Here is a 19,661-nt window from a genome sequence, read left to right as displayed (position 1 = left end):
CTGCAGACAAACAGATCCCAGTCAACACGCCAGACCACCCAACAAAGGCAACCTAGCCAAACCAGGACCGCCGCCCGCGCATCCCTTCCCATAACCACAATGTCAAAGAGCCTGAGCGCCGCTTTCGAGCCGCCGTTGCGGCCCGTCGTTGCGCTGCGGGAGCGGGTTCTACGCCCGGCTGCCCCACCTTGTCAAACCCTTTTCTGCATTATTTCCGTCACGTTAACCGAAACCGTGAGATCCTGCCTTTCGAGCCCGGCGGGAAAGGCTTTGCAACTTGACAGGATTCAGGGAAATCAGCATCTTCGCATAGGTTCTTGAGGCAGGGGCGAGGTGCCGAGGGAACCGGCCGGCGCGTAGATGCATGCCGGAACCGAGGGGGCAATTGGGTGTTCACCAGTCGATCGCGTTCACACGGGCGCGCGTGGCGCCTTCGCCACGTCCTGCCCGCCGTCGCTTGCGTTGCCGTTCCAGCGCTTGCATGGGCCATCGTCATCCAGGTCGAGGATCCGGGTCGTGCCGCACAGGCAAGCCCTCGCGACCTGGAGGCGGCCGTACCCGCGCGGCACTTCATCAACGTCGCATCCACCGCCGACCACATCCTGGAAGAGCGCGCGCGTAACCGCCGGCGCGATACCGAGGTCCAGGTGCGCAGCGGCGACACCATGATGGGCCTGCTCCAGCGCGCGGGCGTCGGGCGAAGCGAGGCCTATCGCGCCATCGAGGCCCTGAAGAAAGTCTATAGTCCGCGCGATATCAGGCCCGGTCAGGCGATCCACCTGGCCTTGCTGCACGACGAAACGGGCCTTGAAACGGACAGTACTGCAAGGCTGGCCGAGATGCGGCTTCGGGCCTCCGTCGAGCGAGACGTCAAGGTCGCGCGCAACGGCGATGGATTCGTTGCCGAATCGGTGGAACGCAGCCTTTCGCGCGGAGTCGCGGGCGCGCGCGGCGAGATCCGCTCCAGCCTGTACGTGGCCAGCGAACAGCGAAACGTGCCGGTGGCGGTGATCCTGGAGATGATCCACGGCTTCAGCTTCGCCATCGACTTCCAGCGCGACCTGCGCCGCGGCGACCGCTTCGAGGTGGTTTACGAGGCTTTCCGCGAGGCTGGCGGCCAGCTTGCGAAGACCGGCCCGCTGCTCTACGCCTCGCTGGACCAGCAGGGCAATTCGCTGGAGATGTACCGTTACGAGACCAGCGACGGCGAGGTCGACTACTTCACCCCCAAAGGTGAATCGGTCCGCCGCCTGTTGATGCGCACGCCGGTGGACGGTGCGCGGCTGTCGTCCGGATACGGCATGCGCAAGCACCCGATTCTCGGGTACTCCCGGATGCATCAGGGCATCGACTTCGCCGCGCCGCGCGGCACGCCGGTGTATGCAGCGGGCAACGGCAAGGTCGAATACGCCGGACGGAACGGCGGCTATGGCAATTACATCCGCATCCGGCATAATGGCTCGTTCAAGACCGCTTACGCACACCTCAAGGGCTTCGCGAAAGGCGTCCATGGCGGCGCACGCGTTCGTCAGGGCGAGGTCATCGGCTACATCGGCACGACCGGAAGCTCAACAGGACCGCATCTGCACTACGAGGTGCTGAAGGGTGGCGGTCATGTGAACCCGCGCTCGTTGGACCTGCCCACGGGGCGTACCCTGCGAGGTAAGGAACTGGCACGCTTCCAGCAGGTGAAGGCGGATATCGACCGCCTGCGCGACGGTCTTCCCGAAACACGAATCGCCCAGGCAAGTTGTGGCGACGGCGGTGCGAAAGCAAAGGCGAAGGTCTGCTGACGTCCCGCCGTTCGCGGCCGCCTGAACAAAAGCAACGGCGCCTTCACCTAGAGCAGCGAAGGCGCCGTTTTCATTCCCGCAAATGGCCCAGACGCCAGCCCTACTCGGCCGCCTCGGCCGGCATGGTCTCACCGTTGATGACCAGCCCCTGCTCGCCGGCGGAGACGGTTACGGTGTCGCCGTCGCCGATTCGGCCCTCCAGGATCATCTGCGCCAGCGGATTCTGCAGTTCGCGCTGAATCACCCGCTTCAGCGGCCGGGCACCGTAGACCGGGTCAAAGCCCGCGTCGCCCAGCCACCGTTTGGCGGAGTCGTCCAGGTCGAGCTGAATCTGGCGGTCGGCCAGCATCTTCCGCAGCCGAGCCGCCTGAATATCGACGATCGCGGTCATCTGCTCGCGGGTCAGCGAGTGGAAGATCAGGATCTCGTCCAGGCGGTTCAGGAATTCGGGCCGGAAGGCTGAACGCACGACCTCCATCACCTGGGTGCGCACGCTCTCGTCCGCCGTGCCCTTGGCGGAGCTGGCGATGATCTCCGAGCCCAGGTTCGAGGTCATCACGATCACGGTGTTGCGGAAGTCCACCGTGCGTCCCTGGCCGTCCGTCAGCCGCCCATCGTCGAGGACCTGGAGCAGCGTGTTGAAGACGTCATGGTGCGCCTTCTCGACCTCGTCGAACAGGATGACCTGGTAGGGACGCCGCCGCACCGCCTCGGTCAGGGCACCGCCTTCCTCGTAACCGACATACCCTGGCGGTGCGCCGATCATGCGCGCGACCGAGTGCTTCTCCATGTACTCCGACATGTCGAGGCGGATCATCGCCGTCTCGTCATCGAACAGGAAGCGGGCCAGCGCCTTGGTCAGCTCGGTCTTGCCGACGCCGGTCGGCCCCAGGAACATGAACGAGCCGATGGGCCTATTCGGATCCTGAAGGCCCGCGCGGGCCCGCCGCACCGCGTTGGAGACGGCGCGGATCGCCTCGTCCTGGCCGATCACCGACCTGTGGAGTTCGTCCTCCATGCGCAGCAGCTTCTCGCGCTCTCCCTCCAGCATCCGCTCCATGGGAATGCCGGTCCAGCGGGAGATAACGGAAGCGATCTCGCTATCAGTGACCTCTTCCTTCACCAGAAGCGCCGGTTCCTCGCTTCCATCCTCGCCGGCGCCGCCGTGCGCCTCGGCCTCCTCGGCCGCGTGCAGCTTGCGCTCAAGGTCGGGAATGACGCCGTACATCAACTCGCCGGCGCGTTCGAGCTGCCCGGCCCGTTGAGCCTGCTCCAGCTCGTTGCGGACGTGATCGAGTTGCTCCTTGAGCTTCTGCGCCCCGGCCAGCTTCTGCTTCTCGGCTTCCCAGCGGCGTGTGAGAGCGTTCGACTGCTCCTCCAGATCGGCGATCTCCTTCTTCACCTTCTCCAGGCGATCGCTCGAGGCCTTGTCGCTTTCCTTCTTGAGCGCGGCCTCCTCCATCTTGAGTTGGATGATCTTGCGGTCGAGCTCGTCGATCTCCTCTGGCTTGGAGTCGACCTCCATGCGCACCCGGCTGGCCGCTTCGTCGACAAGGTCGATGGCCTTGTCCGGCAGGAAGCGGTCGGTGACGTACCGGTCGGAAAGCTGGGCGGCCGCGACCAGGGCCGAATCGGTAATTCGCACGCCGTGGTGAAGCTCGTACTTCTCCTTCAGCCCGCGCAGAATGGCGATCGATTCCTCGACGCTGGGCTCGGTCACATAGATCGGCTGGAAGCGCCGGGTGAGCGCCGCGTCCTTCTCGATGTGCTTGCGGTACTCGTTCAGCGTGGTGGCGCCGATGCAGTGCAGCTCGCCGCGGGCCAGCGCTGGCTTCAGCATGTTCGAGGCGTCCATCGAGCCTTCGGCGCTGCCGGCCCCGACCAGCGTGTGCATCTCATCGATGAACAGCACGACCTCGCCCTCGGCGGCGGCGACTTCCTGAAGCACGCCCTTCAGGCGCTCCTCGAACTCGCCGCGGTACTTGGCGCCGGCGACAAGCTGGCCAAGGTCGAGCGAGAGCAACCGCTTGCGGCTGAGGCTTTCCGGCACGTCGCCGTTAACGATGCGCTGAGCCAGCCCTTCCGCGATAGCGGTCTTGCCGACGCCGGCCTCGCCGATCAGGACCGGGTTGTTCTTGGTGCGGCGGGAGAGTACCTGGATCGTCCGGCGAATCTCGTCATCGCGGCCGATCACCGGGTCCAGCTTCCCGTCGCGGGCCTTCTCGGTGTAGTCGATCGTGTACTTCTTCAGCGCCTCGTAGGTGTCCTCGGCGTTGGCGGAGCTTGCGGTGCGTCCGGCACGGACCTCCTCCACGGCCCCATTCAGCGCCTGCGGCGAGACGCCGGCGTCCTGCTGCAGCGCCTTTCCGGCCTCGGTCTCCTTCGACATGGCAAGCGCGATCAGCAGGCGCTCGACGGTGACGTAGCTGTCGCCCGCCTTCTCCGCCAGCTTTTCCGCCTGTTCGAAAACGCGCGCCAGTTCGGGCGCCAGATGGATCTGCCCGGCGCCGCTACCCTGCACCTGCGGCAGCTTGCCAAGTGCCGTCTCGACGCGCGCACTGGCCTGGCGCGGATCGCCGCCGGCCTTCTGGATAAGGTTGGCGGCAAGGCCTTCCTTGTCGTCGATCAGTACCTTCAGCAGGTGCTCGGCCGTCAGCTTCTGGTGGTTGCTGCGCAGGGCAAGTCCTTGTGCGGACTGCAGAAACCCGCGCGAGCGTTCGGTGTATTTCTCGAAATCCATCGTTTTTCAGCCCTCCTCGTCCGCACCCGTCTTAGGCGGCGTGCGATCGATGATGCCCAGTGGTTCGCAGGCGGCCGAATCCGCCTGATCCCCGTTCCCCTGGCCTCACGCCCTCTTGGAGGCACGCGGGCAAGATGTCGATGACGCAGGTCAACAACGCTCTTGGATATTGGTGTGGCTTAACGGCAACACAAGAGACGGCAGCGGCCGCATTTCGCCGCATCGCTCACGCTGGGCGCCCGATTGACACCGTACCGATTGGGCGCTTTGTTCAACCGAACGATTTGGAGCGGGCGAAGATGGAGCCACGGGTCACACGCATCTGCCGATACCCGGTAAAGGGGATGAGCGCGGAGGATTTGCAGGACGTCGAACTGCAAACCGGACGCACGCTGCCGGGCGACCGCCGGTTCGCCATTGCACGGGGGAGCACGCGCGTCGATACGGCGGAACCGTCGTGGCACCCGAAGGACCACTTCGTCACGCTGATGGGCGAGGCGCGGCTTGCCACGCTGAAAACCGCCTTCGACCCCGATACCGGCCGCCTGACGATCAGTCGTGGCGGCAAGCCGGTCAGTCAGGGAAAGGTGACCGAGGCGACGGGCCGCGTCCTGGTGGACCAGTTCTTCGCGGCATATCTCGCTCAGGCGGGATCGGGCGCGCCGAAGCTGATCGACTCGGGCGACCGGGCGATGACGGACAACCGGGATCCCGTGGTTTCCGTAATCAACCTTGCTAGCATCCGCGATCTGGAGCGCGTTGTCGGCCGGCCCGTCGACCCGATTCGCTTCCGCGCCAACATCTACATTGACGGCCTGCCCGCCTGGGCGGAGATGTCATGGATGGGACAAGAGATACGGATCGGCGATTGCAGGCTGAGCGTCGTCGAACCGATCAAGCGCTGCGCGGCCACCACGGTGAATCCCGATACGGCCGAGCGGGATATAAACATCCCGAAAGCCTTGCAGCGCGGCTATCGCCACGTGAACATGGGAATCTACGCCCGGGTGGAAGAAGGTGGCCGCGTTGCCGTCGGTGACGCAGTGACGTCAGCCAACGCCTGACCGGCGCTGCGTAACCATGACCCGCGACAGGTGCGCGGGACCGCATCGTCTTACGGCAACAACTGGACCAATGCGCCCCGGATACATTCAGGCGTTCGCCTGATCGCTATCCTCCGAACCGCCGCCGCTTTCGCCCGCGTCGCCAGACTGGCCGTCGTCCTTCGACTGGGTCTTGGCGTCACCGTCCTCGCCGTTGCCCTTGGCGGCCTTGCTGGCGGCGGACTTCCGCGTGCGGGTGCCTGCGCTCTTGGTGGCCCCTGTGCCCTTCGTCGTACTAGTGGCGGTTTTGCGGGGCCGGCCGCGGCCGCGCTTCGGTTTCTCCTCGGCCTCGGCGGGCGCTTCACCGGCGTCGGCCACCGGTTCCGGCTGCTTCCCGGCCGTCGGCTGTGCATCTCCGCGACTCAACAGGTCACCCTGCTGGCCGGCGTCCACGGAGTCGCCCGCCCGCCCCTGCGGCGCGGGCGCCGGGTCCGCCTTGCCGTTGCCGACCGGCCCGTCGGGCTTCGCCGATTCCACGCGGCCATAGCCATCGGGCCGGTGATGCTCGTCCGGCTTTTCTCCGCCGTCGTCGGTCTGCTGCGCCGGCTCCGCGCCGGCCTGAGGTTCGCGCGGACCGCGTCCTTCGGCCTGCTCGTGGCGCTCACGGCGTTCCTGCCGAGTGCCGCGCCCGCCGCCGCGCTGCTGACGGTCAGCACCGTTCGGCGCCCCCGCAGCGTCCTCCTGCTCGCCCTGGCTAACCTGATTCTGGCGGCTGCGGTCCTCGCTTTGAGGGTCCGTCGTCTCGTTGATAATGCGGTAGTAGTGCTCGGCGTGCTGGTAATAGCTTTCGGCCACGACACGGTCGCCCGCCATCGTCGCGTCGCGCGCCAGGGCAAGGTACTTGTCGTACACCTGATTGGCGTTGCCCCGGACACGCACGTCGGGTCCGTTGCTGTCGAAATTCTGCATTTTCAGCGGAACGTTTTTACGACCGCCCGACCGGCCGCGCGTCCGCCGTCCACTCGCACCTTGTCTCATCACGTCCTTACGTCAAAGGAGATGTCGATCCTAGCGCCTCGTGCGACGGCCCCCGCCCTGGTCGCCGAGACGTGCGTTCACTTTCGGGATCGCATGGCGTCCGTTCGTGGACGCGGAGAGCTCAATTAGCTCCGACAGGTCTAACCTATCCGGGGCACGCGATCTTTCCAAATCATTTTTCGTTCCGATCCGCTAGGCCGCCTCCACTGTGGCGCGTACGCAACGGACCACGCCCGCCAGATCGCACACGGGCGACTTCACGCGCAAGCCATATGATCGCAAAAGATCACTCACCAACCCTGCCTGGTTGTAACCGACCTCGATGGCGGCAAGCCCGCCCGGCTTCACCAGGTCCGGGAGCTGGGGAACCAGCGCGCGATAGGCGTCGAGGCCGTCGGAACCCGCGCGCAAGGCCGAGTCGGGGTCATACAGCGCCACTTCCGGCGACAACGCCGCCATTTCCGCATCGGCGATATAGGGCGGATTGCAAACCACGACATCGAAACCGCCGCCCAGCGCCGCGCCCCAATCCCCGGCGACGAAGGCCGCACGCTTGGAAAGTCCCAGCGCCCGCGCGTTGCCCGCCGCCGTCCGCGCCGCCTCACCGTTGCGATCGACGCCGACACCCCAGGCGTTGGGAAGCTCCCGCAACAACGCCAGCAGCAGGCACCCGCTGCCCGTGCCGAGGTCCAGCAGGCGCAGCCCGGCACCCCGGTCCGGCACATGCTCCAACACCGCCTCGACAAGCGTTTCGCTGTCGGGGCGGGGGTCAAGCGTGGACGCGTCGACAGAGAACGGCAGGCTCCAGAACTCCCGGCGGCCGAGGATGCGGGACACCGGACGCCGTGCCGCGCGCTGGGCGATCATCGCATCGAATCCGCTCCTGGCCGCATCATCCAGGATCGCCTCGGGCCGGCCCAGCACGCTGGCGATATCGCCGCCCACGGCCTCGGCCATGAGGACACGGGCATCGCGGCGCGCATCGGGCACGCCCGCGGCATCCAGCTTACGCGCGGCCTCCGCCAATGCCTCGGCAATCGTAGCATTTCGGGCAAGCACGGCGTCGCTCATTGAAGTTCCGCCAGGCGCGCGGCCTGATCCTCCGAGATCAGGGCGTCGACGACCTCGTCCAGCGCCTCCCCCTCCAGCACCTTCTCCAGCTTGTGCATCGTCAGGTTGATGCGGTGGTCGGTCACGCGGCCCTGCGGGAAGTTGTAGGTGCGGATGCGTTCGGAACGGTCGCCACTGCCGATCTGCGACTTGCGGTCCGCCGCCCGGGCGGCCTCGCGTTCCTGGCGTTCGATGTCGTAGAGGCGGGCGCGCAGCACCTGCATTGCCTTGGCACGGTTCTTGTGCTGCGACTTCTCGTCCTGACAGCTCACCACCACGCCGCTCGGCAAGTGGGTGATGCGCACGGCGGAGTCAGTCGTGTTGACGTGCTGGCCGCCCGCGCCCTGCGAGCGGAAGGTGTCGATGCGCAGGTCCTTGTCCTCGACCTTGACGTCGAACTCCTGCACCTCGGGCAGGACCGCGACCGACGCGGCGGAGGTGTGGATACGTCCGCCCGATTCGGTGACCGGTACGCGCTGCACGCGGTGAACCCCCGATTCGTACTTCAAGTTGCCGAACACGCCGCGCCCGGAAATCAATGCCGAGGCTTCCTTGGCACCGCCGTGCTCGGCCTCGCTGTAGTCCAGCACCTCGAAGCGCCAGCCGTGGTTGGCGGCATAGCGCTGATACATCCGGAACAGCTCGGCCGCGAACAGCGCCGCCTCCTCGCCGCCGGTGCCGGCGCGCACTTCCAGGATGGCGTTTCGCTCGTCGTCCTGGTCCTTCGGCAGAAGCTGAAGCTGCACGTCGTGCTCAAGCTCGTCGATGGTCGCCTTCAGGCGGTAATACTCGTCCCTGGCCATCTCGCGCAGTTCGGCGTCGCCGTCGCGCTCCTCCATCATCTGGCGGGCATCCTCCATCTCCCTGCGGGCGTCCTGCAACCGCTGGATGGAGTCGACGACCGGCTGGAGGTCGGACATCTCCTTCAGCTTGTCGGTATAGTCCTTGGAGCCGGGCTCCGGGTGGCGGGCGACAAGCGCCTGCAGCTCGTCGTGCCGCGCCACCACGCGCTCAAGGCTCTCCTGAAAACTCACGGTTACGTTTCCTCTTCCCTCTTGCCGCCGTTGCCGTTGCGGCGATCTTCCTTTCCTTCGCCCTGCCCGTCGGTGCCAAGCCGAAACAGGCGCTGCAAGCTGCGCTCAAGCTCGGCAAGCTCGGCCTCGTCCGTCGTTGCCGCCGAGCGCAATACCCGTGACGGCTCGTGCAGGAGACGCCGGATAAGCTGGTGCGTCGCCGCCTCGGCGTCCAGCTTGCCGCTGGCCAGGATCTCCGCGCGCAGCGTCTCCAGCCGCTCGCTGAACGCCGCCAGCGTCGGCGCAGCGTCACGCTGGCTTTGCCGGCTCTGGAAGGCATCGAGTTCCTCGTCGACGATGCGCCATGCCGCCAGGGCCGCCGCCTCGCGCCTCGCACGGCCTTCCTGGGCCACCCGCTCCAGGTCGCCCAGATCATAGACGAATGCCGGCTCCAGGTCTTCCACCGCTGGCTCGACATCGCCGGGCACGGCGGCATCCATGATGAACATGGGACGCTGCCGCCGCCGTTTCAGGGCCAGCGATACCTCGCGCGCGGTGAGGGTATAATGCCCCTGCCCCAGGCAGGCCACCACGATATCCGCCTCGGCGATGGCGGCGGCCAGTTCCGGCCAGGGCCGCAGATCGGCCTCCGCTCGGCGGGCCATCGCCTCCGCCCGGCGGTGCACCGGATGCGTCAGAGTCAAGCCCGCGATCGCGGCCTCGCGCAACTGTCCGGCCATGATCTCGCCCATCTCGCCAAGTCCCAGTAAGAGGGCCTTGGCCCGGCGCAGGTCGCCGTGTACCTGACGCGCGACCTTGACGGCAGCGGCGGCGATGGACACCGGATGCTCGGCAAGCGCGGTCTCGCTGCGCACGCGTCTGGCGACGGTGCAGGCCTGCTGCAGCACGGCGTCCAGTTCGCGCCCCAGCAGCCCGGCGGCTCGCGCTGCCCGATGCGACTCCCGGAACTGCCCGAAGACCTGCGGCTCGCCCACGATCTGGCTGTCCAGCGCGGCCGCTACCGCGAACAGGTGCCGCAGGCCGGCCTGTCCGCGCGCGATCGACAGCATCGGCGCCAGCGTCTCGGTCTCCGCATCGGCCCAGCGCGCCAGCAATTCGCTCATCGTAATTTCGGCAGCGGACGGTTCCGCCGTCAGCGCGGCGATCTCCACCCGCTCGCAGGTTGCGATGACGGCCGCCTGTTGCAGGCCGGCGGCGCGCACATCGGCCAGAAGCTGTGCGTAGTCGGGTTCATCGCTGAACAGCCGCTCACGCGCGCTCGGCGGGGCGGCGCGATAATTCAGACCGACGACAAGCAGATTGCCCGCGGCATCCGCGGCGGCCACGAGTCAGGACTCCTTAGCGAAACGACGCGGGGCATCGGCCCGGCGCTTGCATGGCTGACGCCTCTCTTCGCGGCCCCCACCAGGGCGTCTGTTGCCGATCCGCGATCCGCAAGGCCGCCGCGCTCCGCTATCCGGAAACCCGAGCGGGTTCGGCGGGCGATTCGGCCTCGCTTTCCGCCGCCATGCGCGCCTCGATCTCCGCGGCCTTGGCTTCCACCTGCCTGACGAGGTGATCGACGATGTCCTCGTCCTTCAGCCGATGGTTCGGTACGCCGTTGATATAGACCTGGTGCGTACCGCGTCCGCCGCCGGTGAAGCCGACATCGGTCATCAGCGCCTCGCCGGGACCGTTCACGACACAGCCGATCACCGAGACCGTCATCGGCGTGGAGATGTGCGACAGACGTTCCTCCAGCACCTTGACCGTCTCGATCACGTCGAACTGCTGGCGCGCGCAGGACGGGCAGGAGATCACGTTGACGCCCCGGTGGCGCAGGCCCAACGACTTCAGGATGTCGAAGCCGACCTTGATTTCCTCCACCGGGTCGGCGGACAGCGAAACGCGCAGCGTGTCGCCGATGCCCGCCCACAGCAGGTTGCCCAGCCCGATCGAGGATTTCACCGTGCCGGTGCGCAAGCCCCCGGCCTCGGTGATGCCAAGGTGCAGCGGGTAGTCGCACGCCTCGGCAAGCTGCATGTAGGCGGCCACCGCCAGGAACACGTCAGAGGCCTTGCAGGAGATCTTGAACTCGTGGAAGTCCTCGTCCTCCAGCACCTTGGCGTGGGTCAGCGCGCTTTCCACCATTGCCTCGGGGCAGGGCTCGCCGAAGCGCTCCAGCAGGTTGCGCTCCAGCGATCCGGCGTTGACGCCGATCCGCATCGAGCAGCCGTGGTCCTTGGCCGCCTGCACGACCTCCTTCACACGCTCGCGCGAGCCGATGTTGCCGGGGTTGATCCGCAGGCAGGCTGCACCCGCCTGGGCCGCCTCGATGGCGCGCTTGTAGTGGAAATGGATGTCGGCCACCAGCGGCACGCGCACCTGCGGCACGATCCGGCGCAGCGCGTCCGTCGACTCCTTCGTCGGGCAGGAGACGCGGACGATGTCGGCGCCCGCCTCCTCCAGCGCGCGAATCTGCGCGACCGTACCCTCGACGTCGGTGGCGTCGGTGTTCGTCATCGACTGCACCGTAATCGGCGCGTCGCCGCCCACCTTCACGTCACCGACGCTGATCTGGCGGGACTGGCGGCGATGGATTTCTCGAAACGGCCGGACGCTCATGGTCTCGCTCTCGGCATTGCAAGGAAGTATGTCGCCTAGTGTCGGGATCCAGGTTTATACCCTTCGGCCCGCAGCGGGCAACCGCGCCGCCCTTACGAGATGGGCCGGCGAAAGCGCGGCGCACAGCCCGTCCGTCTCCGCTATCTGCGAAGCTGCTCGGGCTCCAGCAGGATGTTGCGGCGAACCTCGCCGGTACCGCCAAGCGCGGCAATCCGGTCACCGTCCACCATCACCTCAAGCCCGCCGGCATTTCCCGTGTGCAGCATCAATCCCGGGCGGTCCGGCACGTGGTATACGTCGCCGGCATGCAGCACGCGGGTCAGGAGCAGGCTGTCGTCCGGCCCGCGGACCTGTACCCAGCTGTCTTCGGTCGCGCGGACGGTGATCCGCGAGCCGGCATTACCGGCGCCGAAGACACGGCCCTCGGCCTCGCGGGCGGCCGTCTGCGTCCCGGACGGCGCGGCCGGGATGGCGGAATCCCCACCGTCCTGACTGCGCGCGCTTTCGGGAATTGCCGGCGGTGCGCTGTCGGCCGGCTCTTCCGATTGAACCACGGACGCCGCCGGTTCCTCCGCCTGCTCCAAGGTGGCCTGCGCTTCCTCCTCTTTGGCAGGCGGCGCCTCGGCCTCCGCCGCCTGGGCGGACCGGCTTGGCGCGGAACTCACCTCTGTCTCGTCCGCCTGCGAGGTCGGTTCGCCAACATCGGCAGCTTCACCGTCCGCGCCGGCGGGCTGCTCGGACGTGCCCTCGCCAGGAATGGCGGGCGTTTCGGGCGTTTCCGAGACATCCCCAGTAGCAACAGCTTTGGCGGGTTCCGATTCCGCGGGCTCGGAGTCGGCCGGCGCGGGCTGGTCCGCATCGCCTGTCGTGCCGGCATTGGAAGCTTCGGCCACGGCGGCATCGTCCCGCCCCATCCCGTCTCCCTCCGGCTCCGCCTCCGCAACCCGGCCGGAAGGCTCATCGGAACTGTGGGAGACGGCGGTCTCGTCCGCCGCACCGCTCTCGGCCACCGCAGCATCGTCCTCGTCCACAGGGGCGGTGGTGCTGCCGGCAACATCGACAGTCCCGTCGGCCTCCGGCGCCTCGGTGCCGAGCAGGGCCTGCAGGCGTTCCGGCACGGCAGGCACCAGATCGGAGACCGAGCGACCGTCCCGCGTCATGTAGTACCAACCGCCGTAAGCCACGGCGATCAGCACCAGCGAGATCAGCAGGATCGCCCCACCCGGCACCTTGCCTTCGTTTACCGGCTTGGGGAAATGAAGCTGCTGGGTGCGGTCCATACCCTCGACCTCTTCCTTGAAGCGGCGAACCACTTCGTTCTCATCGAGGGCCAGGAAGTCCGCATAGCTGCGCACGAAGCCGACGGCATAGGTCGGACCGGGCAGATCGTCGAAATCGCTGCGCTCTATCGCGTCCAGGTAGGCCGCGCGAATGCGGAGCTGGTCCGCCGCCTCGCGCAGGTCGAGGTTAAAGCGCTCCCGCGTGCGGCGCAGCAGCGCCCCTACTGTCTCACGAGAACGCCCGCCCCCCGGCGCGACGCCAAGCGTCGGCTCGCCCGCATCGGGTTCGCCGGGATCGTGAGGATGATGGCTCCAGTGCTCCGCCATGCGGATGGTCTGACCGCGCTCGTGACTGGTGCCAGCTGACCGCGGTGTTACGGCCGCTGGGCAGGGTTAGAGAGATTTATAGGACCGCGCGGCGCCATCCAGGTTTGGCGCAGCGCCAGCAAGCGCCCCTACGCACCATTTTCCCGTGACGGGACCGAAAAATCCCGCCGCTCTCGCCTTTTAGCAGATGAAACGCGATCCCGGCAATTGCTTAGATTGCGACACCGTGGTCCAGCGCATAGCCACGCAGGCGGTGGCGAAGCGTGTGCGCGGGCTCATCGACGAGGCCTTGCACGAATGGCTCAAGCGTATCGAGATCGACGCTGCGAACCATCGTGCGCACGGCGGGCACGCTGCGTGGCGTCATCGACAGCGTGCGCACGCCGCAGCCGATCAGCGCCATCGCTTCCAGCGGGTGGCCGGCCATCTCGCCGCAAACTGAGAGCGACACCCCGGCCGCGCGCGCGCGTTCGCACAGCCCGGTAATCACGCCCAGCGCCGCCGGGGAGAGTGTATCGTATCGCCGCGCCAGGCGGGGGTTGCCCCGATCGCTTGCGAACAGGAACTGGAACAGATCGTTGCTCCCGACCGCCAGGAAATCGATCCGCGGCAGCAGCGCCGAGAGCTGCCACAACAGGGCCGGCACCTCCAGCATGACGCCGAGGGCAAGGGATTGCGGCAACTTGCACCCACGCCGGCGCTCGCGTTCAAGCTCCATGTCGAGCAGGTCCCGCGCGGCATCGACTTCGGCCACCTCGCTTACCATCGGGAACATCACGCGAAGCTCGCGCCCCGATGCCGCACGGATCAGCGCGCGAAGCTGCTGGCGCAGAACCGCGGGTCGGTCCAGGCCGATCCGCACCGCGCGCCATCCCATGGCGGGATTCTCGTCCTCGGCCTCTCGCCAGTACGGCAGCGCCTTGTCGCCGCCGACGTCCAGGGTGCGGAACACGACCGGCCTGCCTTGCGCCTGGTCCAGGATGTTGCCGTAGAGCCGCGTCTGCGTGGCGACATCCGGAAACTCCTTGCGGACCATGAACGGGACCTCGGTCCGGTAGAGGCCGACACCATCCGCGCCGCTGCGTTCGAGGTGCGGCATGTCGACCTGCAGGCCCGCATTGATGCAAAGCGAAATCCGCGTACCGTCGCGAGTGATGGGCGGCTGCCCGATGCTCGCCGCGCAGTCGGCCGACCGCCGGGCATGGGCCTCCATGCTCTCGGCAAAGCTCTCCCGCACGCCCTCCCCCGGCCGCAGCAGAAGCTGGCCGGTATCGCCGTCCACCAGGGCGTCGTCGCCGCCGCGCGCTTCCAGCAGGGCGCCGCGACAGCGGCCGAGGACGGGAATATCCAGCGCCCGTGCCACAATGGCGACATGCGCGGTGGGCGAGCCTTCCTCCAGCACGACGGCGCGCAGCTTGCTGCTGTCGTAGTCGAGCAGTTCCGCCGGGCCCAGCGTACGCGCCAGCAGGACGATGTCCTCCGGCAGGGCCTCCGCCCCCGCGCTGCCGCCGAAGCCCATAAGATGCTGCAGCAGGCGGTTGGCCAGATCTTCCAGGTCCGACAGCCGCTCGCGCAGGTACGGGTCCTTCGCCTGCGCCATGCGCGCGCGGGTGTCGTTCTGGACCTTCTGCACCGCCGCCTCGGCGGTCAGGCCGCTGCGCACCGTCTCGGCGATCCGGTTCAGCCAGCCGCGATCCTCGGCAAACATTCGGTAGGTGGCCAGCACCTCGCGGTGTTCGCCGTCGTCCTCGGCCAGCCGGGAGGCCTGGAAAAGGTCGTCCAGCGAGGCATGCATCTCCGCCACCGCGCGGCGCAGTCGCTCGACCTCGCTGTCCGGGTCCTCGGCGACGGTCTGGCGGATGACGATGCCACGATGGTGCAGCACCACGCGCCCCATCCCCAGCCCCTCGTTCAGCACGATGGCCGACAGGCGCACGGGCAAAAGGGCGGTGGTGTCGGCGTGCCGGGTTTCCTCGTCGGTCAGGATCTCGCCGCCGCTGACCAGCTCGGCCAGGACCATCGCGACGGTTTCCAGCGCCTCCAGCTCTTCTTCCGTGTAGTGGCGCCGGGTGACGTTCTGGACCACGAGGACGCCCAGCACGCGGCCGTCGCGCAGCACCGGCACGCCCATGAAGGACTGGTAGATTTCCTCGCCGGTTTCCGGGCGATAGGCGAAAGCGCGATGGCTTTGCGCGTCCGACAGGCGCACCGCCCGCGCGTTCAGCGCGACGTGGCCGACGAGACCCTCGCCGACGCGCAGGCGGGTATGGTGGACGGCATCCGGCTTCAGGCCCTTGGTGGCGAAGAGCTCAAGCACCTCGCCGGCGCGCATCACATAGACCGAGCACACCTCGGCCACCATGTCCTGCGCGATGAGCTGGACGATGCGGTCGAGCCGCTGCTGCGGCGTCCCGCCGCCTTTCATGATGTCGCGCAGAATGCGCAGGAGACGGCGCGACCCCGCCCAGCCTGTGGCCTGCTGCATGATCCTGGGCCTTCAGCGTGCCCGCGACCCGGGGCCTACTCGGCGTCGAGGCCGTAGGTGGAGTGTAGGCTGCGAAGCGCGAGTTCGGTGTATTCCTCGGCGATCAGGACGCTGACTTTGATCTCCGAGGTCGAGATGACCTGGATGTTGATGCCCTTGTCGGCCAGGGCGCTGAACATCTTCTGCGCCACGCCGGTATGACTGCGCATACCGACACCGATCACCGAGACCTTCACGACGTTCTTGTCGGCGCGGATCTCGCCGTACCCGAACTCGTCGCGGTGCTCCTCCAGCAGCTTGACCGCACGGTCGAGGTCGTTCTTCGACACCGTGAACGTCAGGTCCGTGCTGCCATCGGCCGAAACGTTCTGCACGATCATGTCGACGTTGATGTGATCGTCGGCGAGCGGACCGAAAATCGCGGCCGCCACGCCCGGCTTGTCGGGAACCTGGGTGAGGGTGACCTTCGCCTCGTCCCGGCTGTAGGCGATCCCGCTGACGACTTCCTGTTCCACGATTTCGTCCTCGTCCACGACCAGGGTTCCGGGGGTGTCCTCAAAGCTCGAGAGCACCTGCACGCGGACCCGGTGCTTCATGGCCATTTCGACCGCACGGGTCTGCAGGACCTTGGCGCCCTGCGAAGCCAGTTCCAGCATTTCCTCGTAGGTGATCCTATCGAGCTTGCGTGCCTTGGCAACGATCCGCGGGTCGGTGGTGTAGATTCCGTCCACATCCGTGTAGATGTCGCAACGCTCCGCCTCCAGGGCTGCGGCCATCGCCACCGCCGAGGTGTCGGACCCGCCACGGCCCAGCGTGGTGATCCGGCCGTCTGGCGCGATGCCCTGAAAGCCCGCGAACACCGCGACCTGCCCTTCGCCCATCCGGCGGACGATCTCCTCGCCGGGAATCTCCTGGATGCGCGCGCTGCCGTGGGCGTCGTCGGTCTTGACCGGCACCTGCCAGCCCAGCCAGGACCGCGCGGAAACGCCGATCTCCTGCAGGGCGATGGCGAGAAGGCCGCTGGTGATCTGCTCGCCGGCGGCCACCACGACGTCGTACTCGCGCAGGTCGAAGAGCCGGGCCGTCTCGCGGACGTAGCCTTCCAGCTCGTTGGTGACGCCGGACATGGCCGAGACGACCACGCCGACTTCGTTTCCGGCATCCACCTCGGCCTTGACCTTGCGGGCGACGTTCTTGATGCGATCGACATTCGCGACCGAAGTGCCGCCGAATTTCATGACAATACGGGCCATGACCGCTCCTGGCCGGCAGTTACGGAATCCGTGATCGGAAGGTTCGTGGGAAACGCGACAAAGCCACGCGCCCTGTTCGCCGGTTGCCCGCGCGACGGCCGGTATCCATACTCGTTAACGCGCGCAAGCGCAAGGATACGGCCCCATATACAAACTGTGACGAGGCGCTCGGGCGAGCGCGCACGGAGGCGATTTCAGCTATGACCGAAACCAGGGCCGCGCGGCCTGTCACCGTGGACCCGCGCGAAATCGGCAAGTTCGCGCGGATGGCGGAGCGATGGTGGGATCCCGAGGGCGAGATGAAGCCCCTGCACGCCCTCAACCCCGTCCGCGTCGCCTATCTGCGCGACCGCATCGCCGCGCACTTCGGCCACGCGGCGGACTCGGGGAACCTGTCGCCGCTGGAAGGCGTGAGCATCCTCGACGCCGGCTGCGGCGGCGGGCTGCTGGCCGAGCCGCTGGCCCGTCTGGGCGCACGGGTCACGGGAATCGACGCGGCGTCCGAAACCATCAAGGCAGCCAAGGCGCATGCGGAGCGTCAGGGGCTGGAGATCGACTACCGCCGGACGACGGCCGAGGAGCTTGCCGATTCCGGCGCCCGATTCGATGCCGTCCTGGCGATGGAGATCGTCGAGCATGTCGCCGAGCTGGACAGCTTCCTGTGCGCCTGCGGCGACATGGTGCGTCCCGGCGGCGTCTGCGTCGTCGCCACGCTGAACCGGACAATGAAATCACTGCTGATGGCGAAGATCGGAGCGGAGTACGTGCTGGGCTGGCTGCCGCCGGGCACGCACGACTGGCGCAAGTTCGTCCGCCCGTCGGAAGCCGCCGCCGCGCTGCGTCCGGCCGGGCTCAGGGTGCGCGAGGTCAAGGGCGTCGCGTTCGATCCGCTGCGCGGCGACTGGCATCTCTCCGGCGATACCGACGTCAACTACATGCTGCTGGCGGAGAAGCCGTGAGCGCGCGGGACATCGCGGAGGGCAAGCCGCCCTCGCCCTGGGTACTGCGCTTCGCCGATGCCGTGCCCGGCGACGGCACGGTGCTGGACCTGGCCTGCGGCGACGGACGGCACACCCGGCTCTTCCTGCGCCGCGGCCACCCGGTCGTGGCCGTCGACCGCGACACCGCCGGCTTGGCCGATCTTTCCGGCGCGCCGGGCCTCACGATCCTGGAAGCGGACCTCGAAGACGGATCCGGTTTCCCTTTCAGCGGACGCCGTTTCGCCGGAGTCGTGGTCACCAACTACCTTTACCGGCCCATCCTGCCGGCCATCGTCGCGGCCGTGGCATCCGGCGGCGTGCTGATCTACGAGACCTTCGCGCAAGGCAACGAGCGTTTCGGCCGGCCCCGCAATCCCGACTTCCTGCTGCGCCCCGGCGAGTTGCTGGATGCCGTGCGCGGCCACCTGCGCGTTCGGGCTTACGAGGATATCGAGATTGAGGAACCGCGGCCTGCGGCGGTTCAACGCATCTTCGCGGAATACGAAGCGTAGGCGCGGCACCACACCTGTACCGCATATTTCCTCTTATATCATCCATTAATAGTCGTATAAAATGGCGCGAGCCGGACGAGATTTCACGCTCCGTGCTTGCAAGGAGGTCGCGTGTCCCGCATCGCCGCCATCGCCGCGCTGGTCGTCTTCGCCGCTGTATTGGCTGTCTAGCGCCGATGCATCAGGATTATTTCGTAAGTAAACTTTCACGAGAAACGCGAGGATTGCGGGTTAACCCAGTCTTCCTCAAGCCGTAACGTCGAGAATATCGGCATCCAGCGAAAAGCTGGAAGAGCCTGACATCCTGCCCGAAGGTTCGAGTACATTCCCGTGCGGTTCTACGCCTCCTCCGGCTCACGCTGCTTCAAGGGTTGCGGCGCCGTGAAGCCGCGGTCGTGCTGCAGCGCCGGGACCCAGGCGCGCGCGTCGTCGATCCGCGCCGTGTCCAACTCGGCAAGCGTGACGCCGGGCGCCTCGCCGCCGTCGGCCAACACCTCGCCCCACGGCGCCACGACAAGCGAATGGCCGTAGGTCCGCCGCTCTTCCGCGTGTTCGCCGCACTGGGCAGGCGCCAGCACGAAACAGCCGGTCTCGATGGCACGCGCGCGCAGCAGCGTGTGCCAGTGCGCCTGACCGGTGAACTGCGTGAACGCGGCCGGGACGGTAATGATCGACGCGCCGGCCTGCGCAAGCTGCCGGTACAGGGCAGCAAAGCGCACGTCGTAGCAGATCGTCATGCCAAGCCCGCCCCAGGGAAGCTCCGTCAGAACGGCCTGCTCGCCGGGCCGGAAGGTCGCGGATTCGCGATAAGTCTGGCCGTCGGGCACGTTCACGTCGAACATGTGGATCTTGTCGTAGCGTGCCTTCACCGAGCCGTCGGGCGCGAACAGGTACGAGCGGTTTGCCAGCCGTTCGTCCCCCTCGGCCTGCACGGCAGTGGAGCCCAGCAGCAACCAGATGTCCAGCTCCCGCGCCAGCCGCGCGAAGGTCTCCAGGGCCGGATGGCCGTCCTCGCCCGGCACCGCGGCCTTCAGCCGGTCGTGCCGAGGCTCCAGGATGGGCGTGTTCTCGGGCGTCAGGACGAAGTCCGCGCCCGCCTTGCTTGCCTCGCGGATATAGGCCTCCGCCGCCTCCAGGTTCGGGGCGATCTCGCGCCCCGAGGTCATCTGGACCAGACCGACCGTGAAACGCGTCACGCCGTCCCCTCCTTCAGCATGCCGTCGAGCTTGCCCTCGCGCTCCAGCGCGTAAAGCTCGTCGCAGCCGCCGACATGCTCATCGCCGATGAAGATCTGCGGCACCGTATGACGGCCGTTCGCGCGCTGCATCATCTCCTGCTTGCGCCCCGGATTGAACAGCACGTCGATCTCGTTGTAGTCGACGCCTTTCTTCTTCAGAAGCTGCTTCGCGCGGTGGCAGAAGCCGCACATCATGCTGGAATAGATCGTCACTTCGGGCATGCT

At 67.2% G+C, this 19,661-nt stretch carries 15 protein-coding genes; 4 read left to right on the top strand and 11 right to left on the bottom strand.

What is annotated here, in order from left to right; genetic code table 11:
* Positions 1 to 389: 389 nt before the first annotated feature.
* Positions 390 to 1,793 (top strand): M23 family metallopeptidase, encoded by a 1,404-nt coding sequence (locus DRB17_RS15505; protein ID WP_114583134.1) that lies wholly within the window; start codon positions 390 to 392, stop codon positions 1,791 to 1,793.
* 100 nt (positions 1,794 to 1,893) lie between these two features.
* On the opposite strand, the gene clpB is transcribed toward DRB17_RS15505, so the two are convergent.
* A complete protein-coding gene (gene clpB, locus DRB17_RS15500; protein WP_114583133.1) occupies positions 1,894 to 4,533 on the bottom strand; it encodes an ATP-dependent chaperone ClpB in 2,640 nt (879 codons plus the stop codon).
* A 299-nt stretch (positions 4,534 to 4,832) separates the two neighbouring features.
* Here clpB and DRB17_RS15495 point away from each other — a divergent pair, with 299 nt between their 5' ends.
* Positions 4,833 to 5,597 (top strand): MOSC domain-containing protein, encoded by a 765-nt coding sequence (locus DRB17_RS15495; RefSeq protein ID WP_114583132.1) that lies wholly within the window; start codon positions 4,833 to 4,835, stop codon positions 5,595 to 5,597.
* Positions 5,598 to 5,684: 87 nt separating this feature from the next.
* Here the strand turns inward: DRB17_RS15495 and DRB17_RS15490 are convergent, their stop codons facing one another.
* The 8 genes from DRB17_RS15490 to DRB17_RS15455 all read right to left on the bottom strand — a co-directional run bounded on the left by DRB17_RS15490 (position 5,685) and on the right by DRB17_RS15455 (position 16,707).
* Positions 5,685 to 6,614, bottom strand: a complete 930-nt coding sequence (locus DRB17_RS15490) for a DUF4167 domain-containing protein (RefSeq protein WP_114583131.1) — start codon at positions 6,612 to 6,614, stop codon at positions 5,685 to 5,687.
* Between the two features lie 192 nt (positions 6,615 to 6,806).
* Complete coding sequence (gene prmC / locus DRB17_RS15485; protein WP_114583130.1) at positions 6,807 to 7,685, bottom strand: peptide chain release factor N(5)-glutamine methyltransferase; 879 nt, start codon at positions 7,683 to 7,685, stop codon at positions 6,807 to 6,809.
* Positions 7,682 to 8,758: a peptide chain release factor 1 gene (prfA, locus tag DRB17_RS15480; RefSeq protein WP_114583129.1), complete on the bottom strand. Its 1,077-nt coding sequence runs from the start codon at positions 8,756 to 8,758 to the stop codon at positions 7,682 to 7,684. The genes prmC and prfA overlap by 4 nt, the downstream gene beginning before the upstream one ends.
* A 2-nt stretch (positions 8,759 to 8,760) precedes the next feature.
* On the bottom strand, positions 8,761 to 10,083 hold the full coding sequence (gene hemA, locus DRB17_RS15475; protein ID WP_114583128.1) for a glutamyl-tRNA reductase: 1,323 nt from the start codon (positions 10,081 to 10,083) through the stop codon (positions 8,761 to 8,763).
* 127 nt (positions 10,084 to 10,210) lie between these two features.
* Positions 10,211 to 11,362 (bottom strand): flavodoxin-dependent (E)-4-hydroxy-3-methylbut-2-enyl-diphosphate synthase, encoded by a 1,152-nt coding sequence (gene ispG / locus DRB17_RS15470; RefSeq protein WP_114583127.1) that lies wholly within the window; start codon positions 11,360 to 11,362, stop codon positions 10,211 to 10,213.
* A gap of 140 nt (positions 11,363 to 11,502) precedes the next feature.
* Complete coding sequence (locus tag DRB17_RS15465) at positions 11,503 to 12,969, bottom strand: RodZ domain-containing protein (RefSeq protein WP_114583126.1); 1,467 nt, start codon at positions 12,967 to 12,969, stop codon at positions 11,503 to 11,505.
* A 211-nt stretch (positions 12,970 to 13,180) separates the two neighbouring features.
* Positions 13,181 to 15,454: a phosphoenolpyruvate--protein phosphotransferase gene (ptsP, locus tag DRB17_RS15460; RefSeq protein WP_114583125.1), complete on the bottom strand. Its 2,274-nt coding sequence runs from the start codon at positions 15,452 to 15,454 to the stop codon at positions 13,181 to 13,183.
* A 35-nt stretch (positions 15,455 to 15,489) separates the two neighbouring features.
* Positions 15,490 to 16,707, bottom strand: a complete 1,218-nt coding sequence (locus DRB17_RS15455) for an aspartate kinase (protein ID WP_114583124.1) — start codon at positions 16,705 to 16,707, stop codon at positions 15,490 to 15,492.
* Between the two features lie 200 nt (positions 16,708 to 16,907).
* Here DRB17_RS15455 and ubiG point away from each other — a divergent pair, with 200 nt between their 5' ends.
* Both ubiG and DRB17_RS15445 read left to right on the top strand, forming a co-directional pair.
* On the top strand, positions 16,908 to 17,666 hold the full coding sequence (ubiG, locus tag DRB17_RS15450) for a bifunctional 2-polyprenyl-6-hydroxyphenol methylase/3-demethylubiquinol 3-O-methyltransferase UbiG (protein WP_114583123.1): 759 nt from the start codon (positions 16,908 to 16,910) through the stop codon (positions 17,664 to 17,666).
* A complete protein-coding gene (locus tag DRB17_RS15445; protein ID WP_114583122.1) occupies positions 17,663 to 18,199 on the top strand; it encodes a class I SAM-dependent methyltransferase in 537 nt (178 codons plus the stop codon). Before ubiG ends, DRB17_RS15445 begins: the two co-directional genes overlap by 4 nt.
* A 338-nt stretch (positions 18,200 to 18,537) precedes the next feature.
* Here the strand turns inward: DRB17_RS15445 and DRB17_RS15440 are convergent, their stop codons facing one another.
* Entirely contained in the window at positions 18,538 to 19,395 is an 858-nt protein-coding gene (locus DRB17_RS15440; RefSeq protein WP_277738579.1) for a carbon-nitrogen hydrolase family protein, read from the bottom strand.
* Positions 19,392 to 19,658: a glutaredoxin 3 gene (gene grxC / locus DRB17_RS15435; protein WP_114583121.1), complete on the bottom strand. Its 267-nt coding sequence runs from the start codon at positions 19,656 to 19,658 to the stop codon at positions 19,392 to 19,394. The genes DRB17_RS15440 and grxC overlap by 4 nt, the downstream gene beginning before the upstream one ends.
* Positions 19,659 to 19,661: the final 3 nt, after the last annotated feature.

The organism is Ferruginivarius sediminum (assembly GCF_003344765.1).
Taxonomy (GTDB): domain Bacteria; phylum Pseudomonadota; class Alphaproteobacteria; order Kiloniellales; family Rhodovibrionaceae; genus Ferruginivarius; species Ferruginivarius sediminum.
Note: the sequence above shows the minus strand (reverse complement) of the source record. Positions and strands in the feature narration are given on the sequence as shown.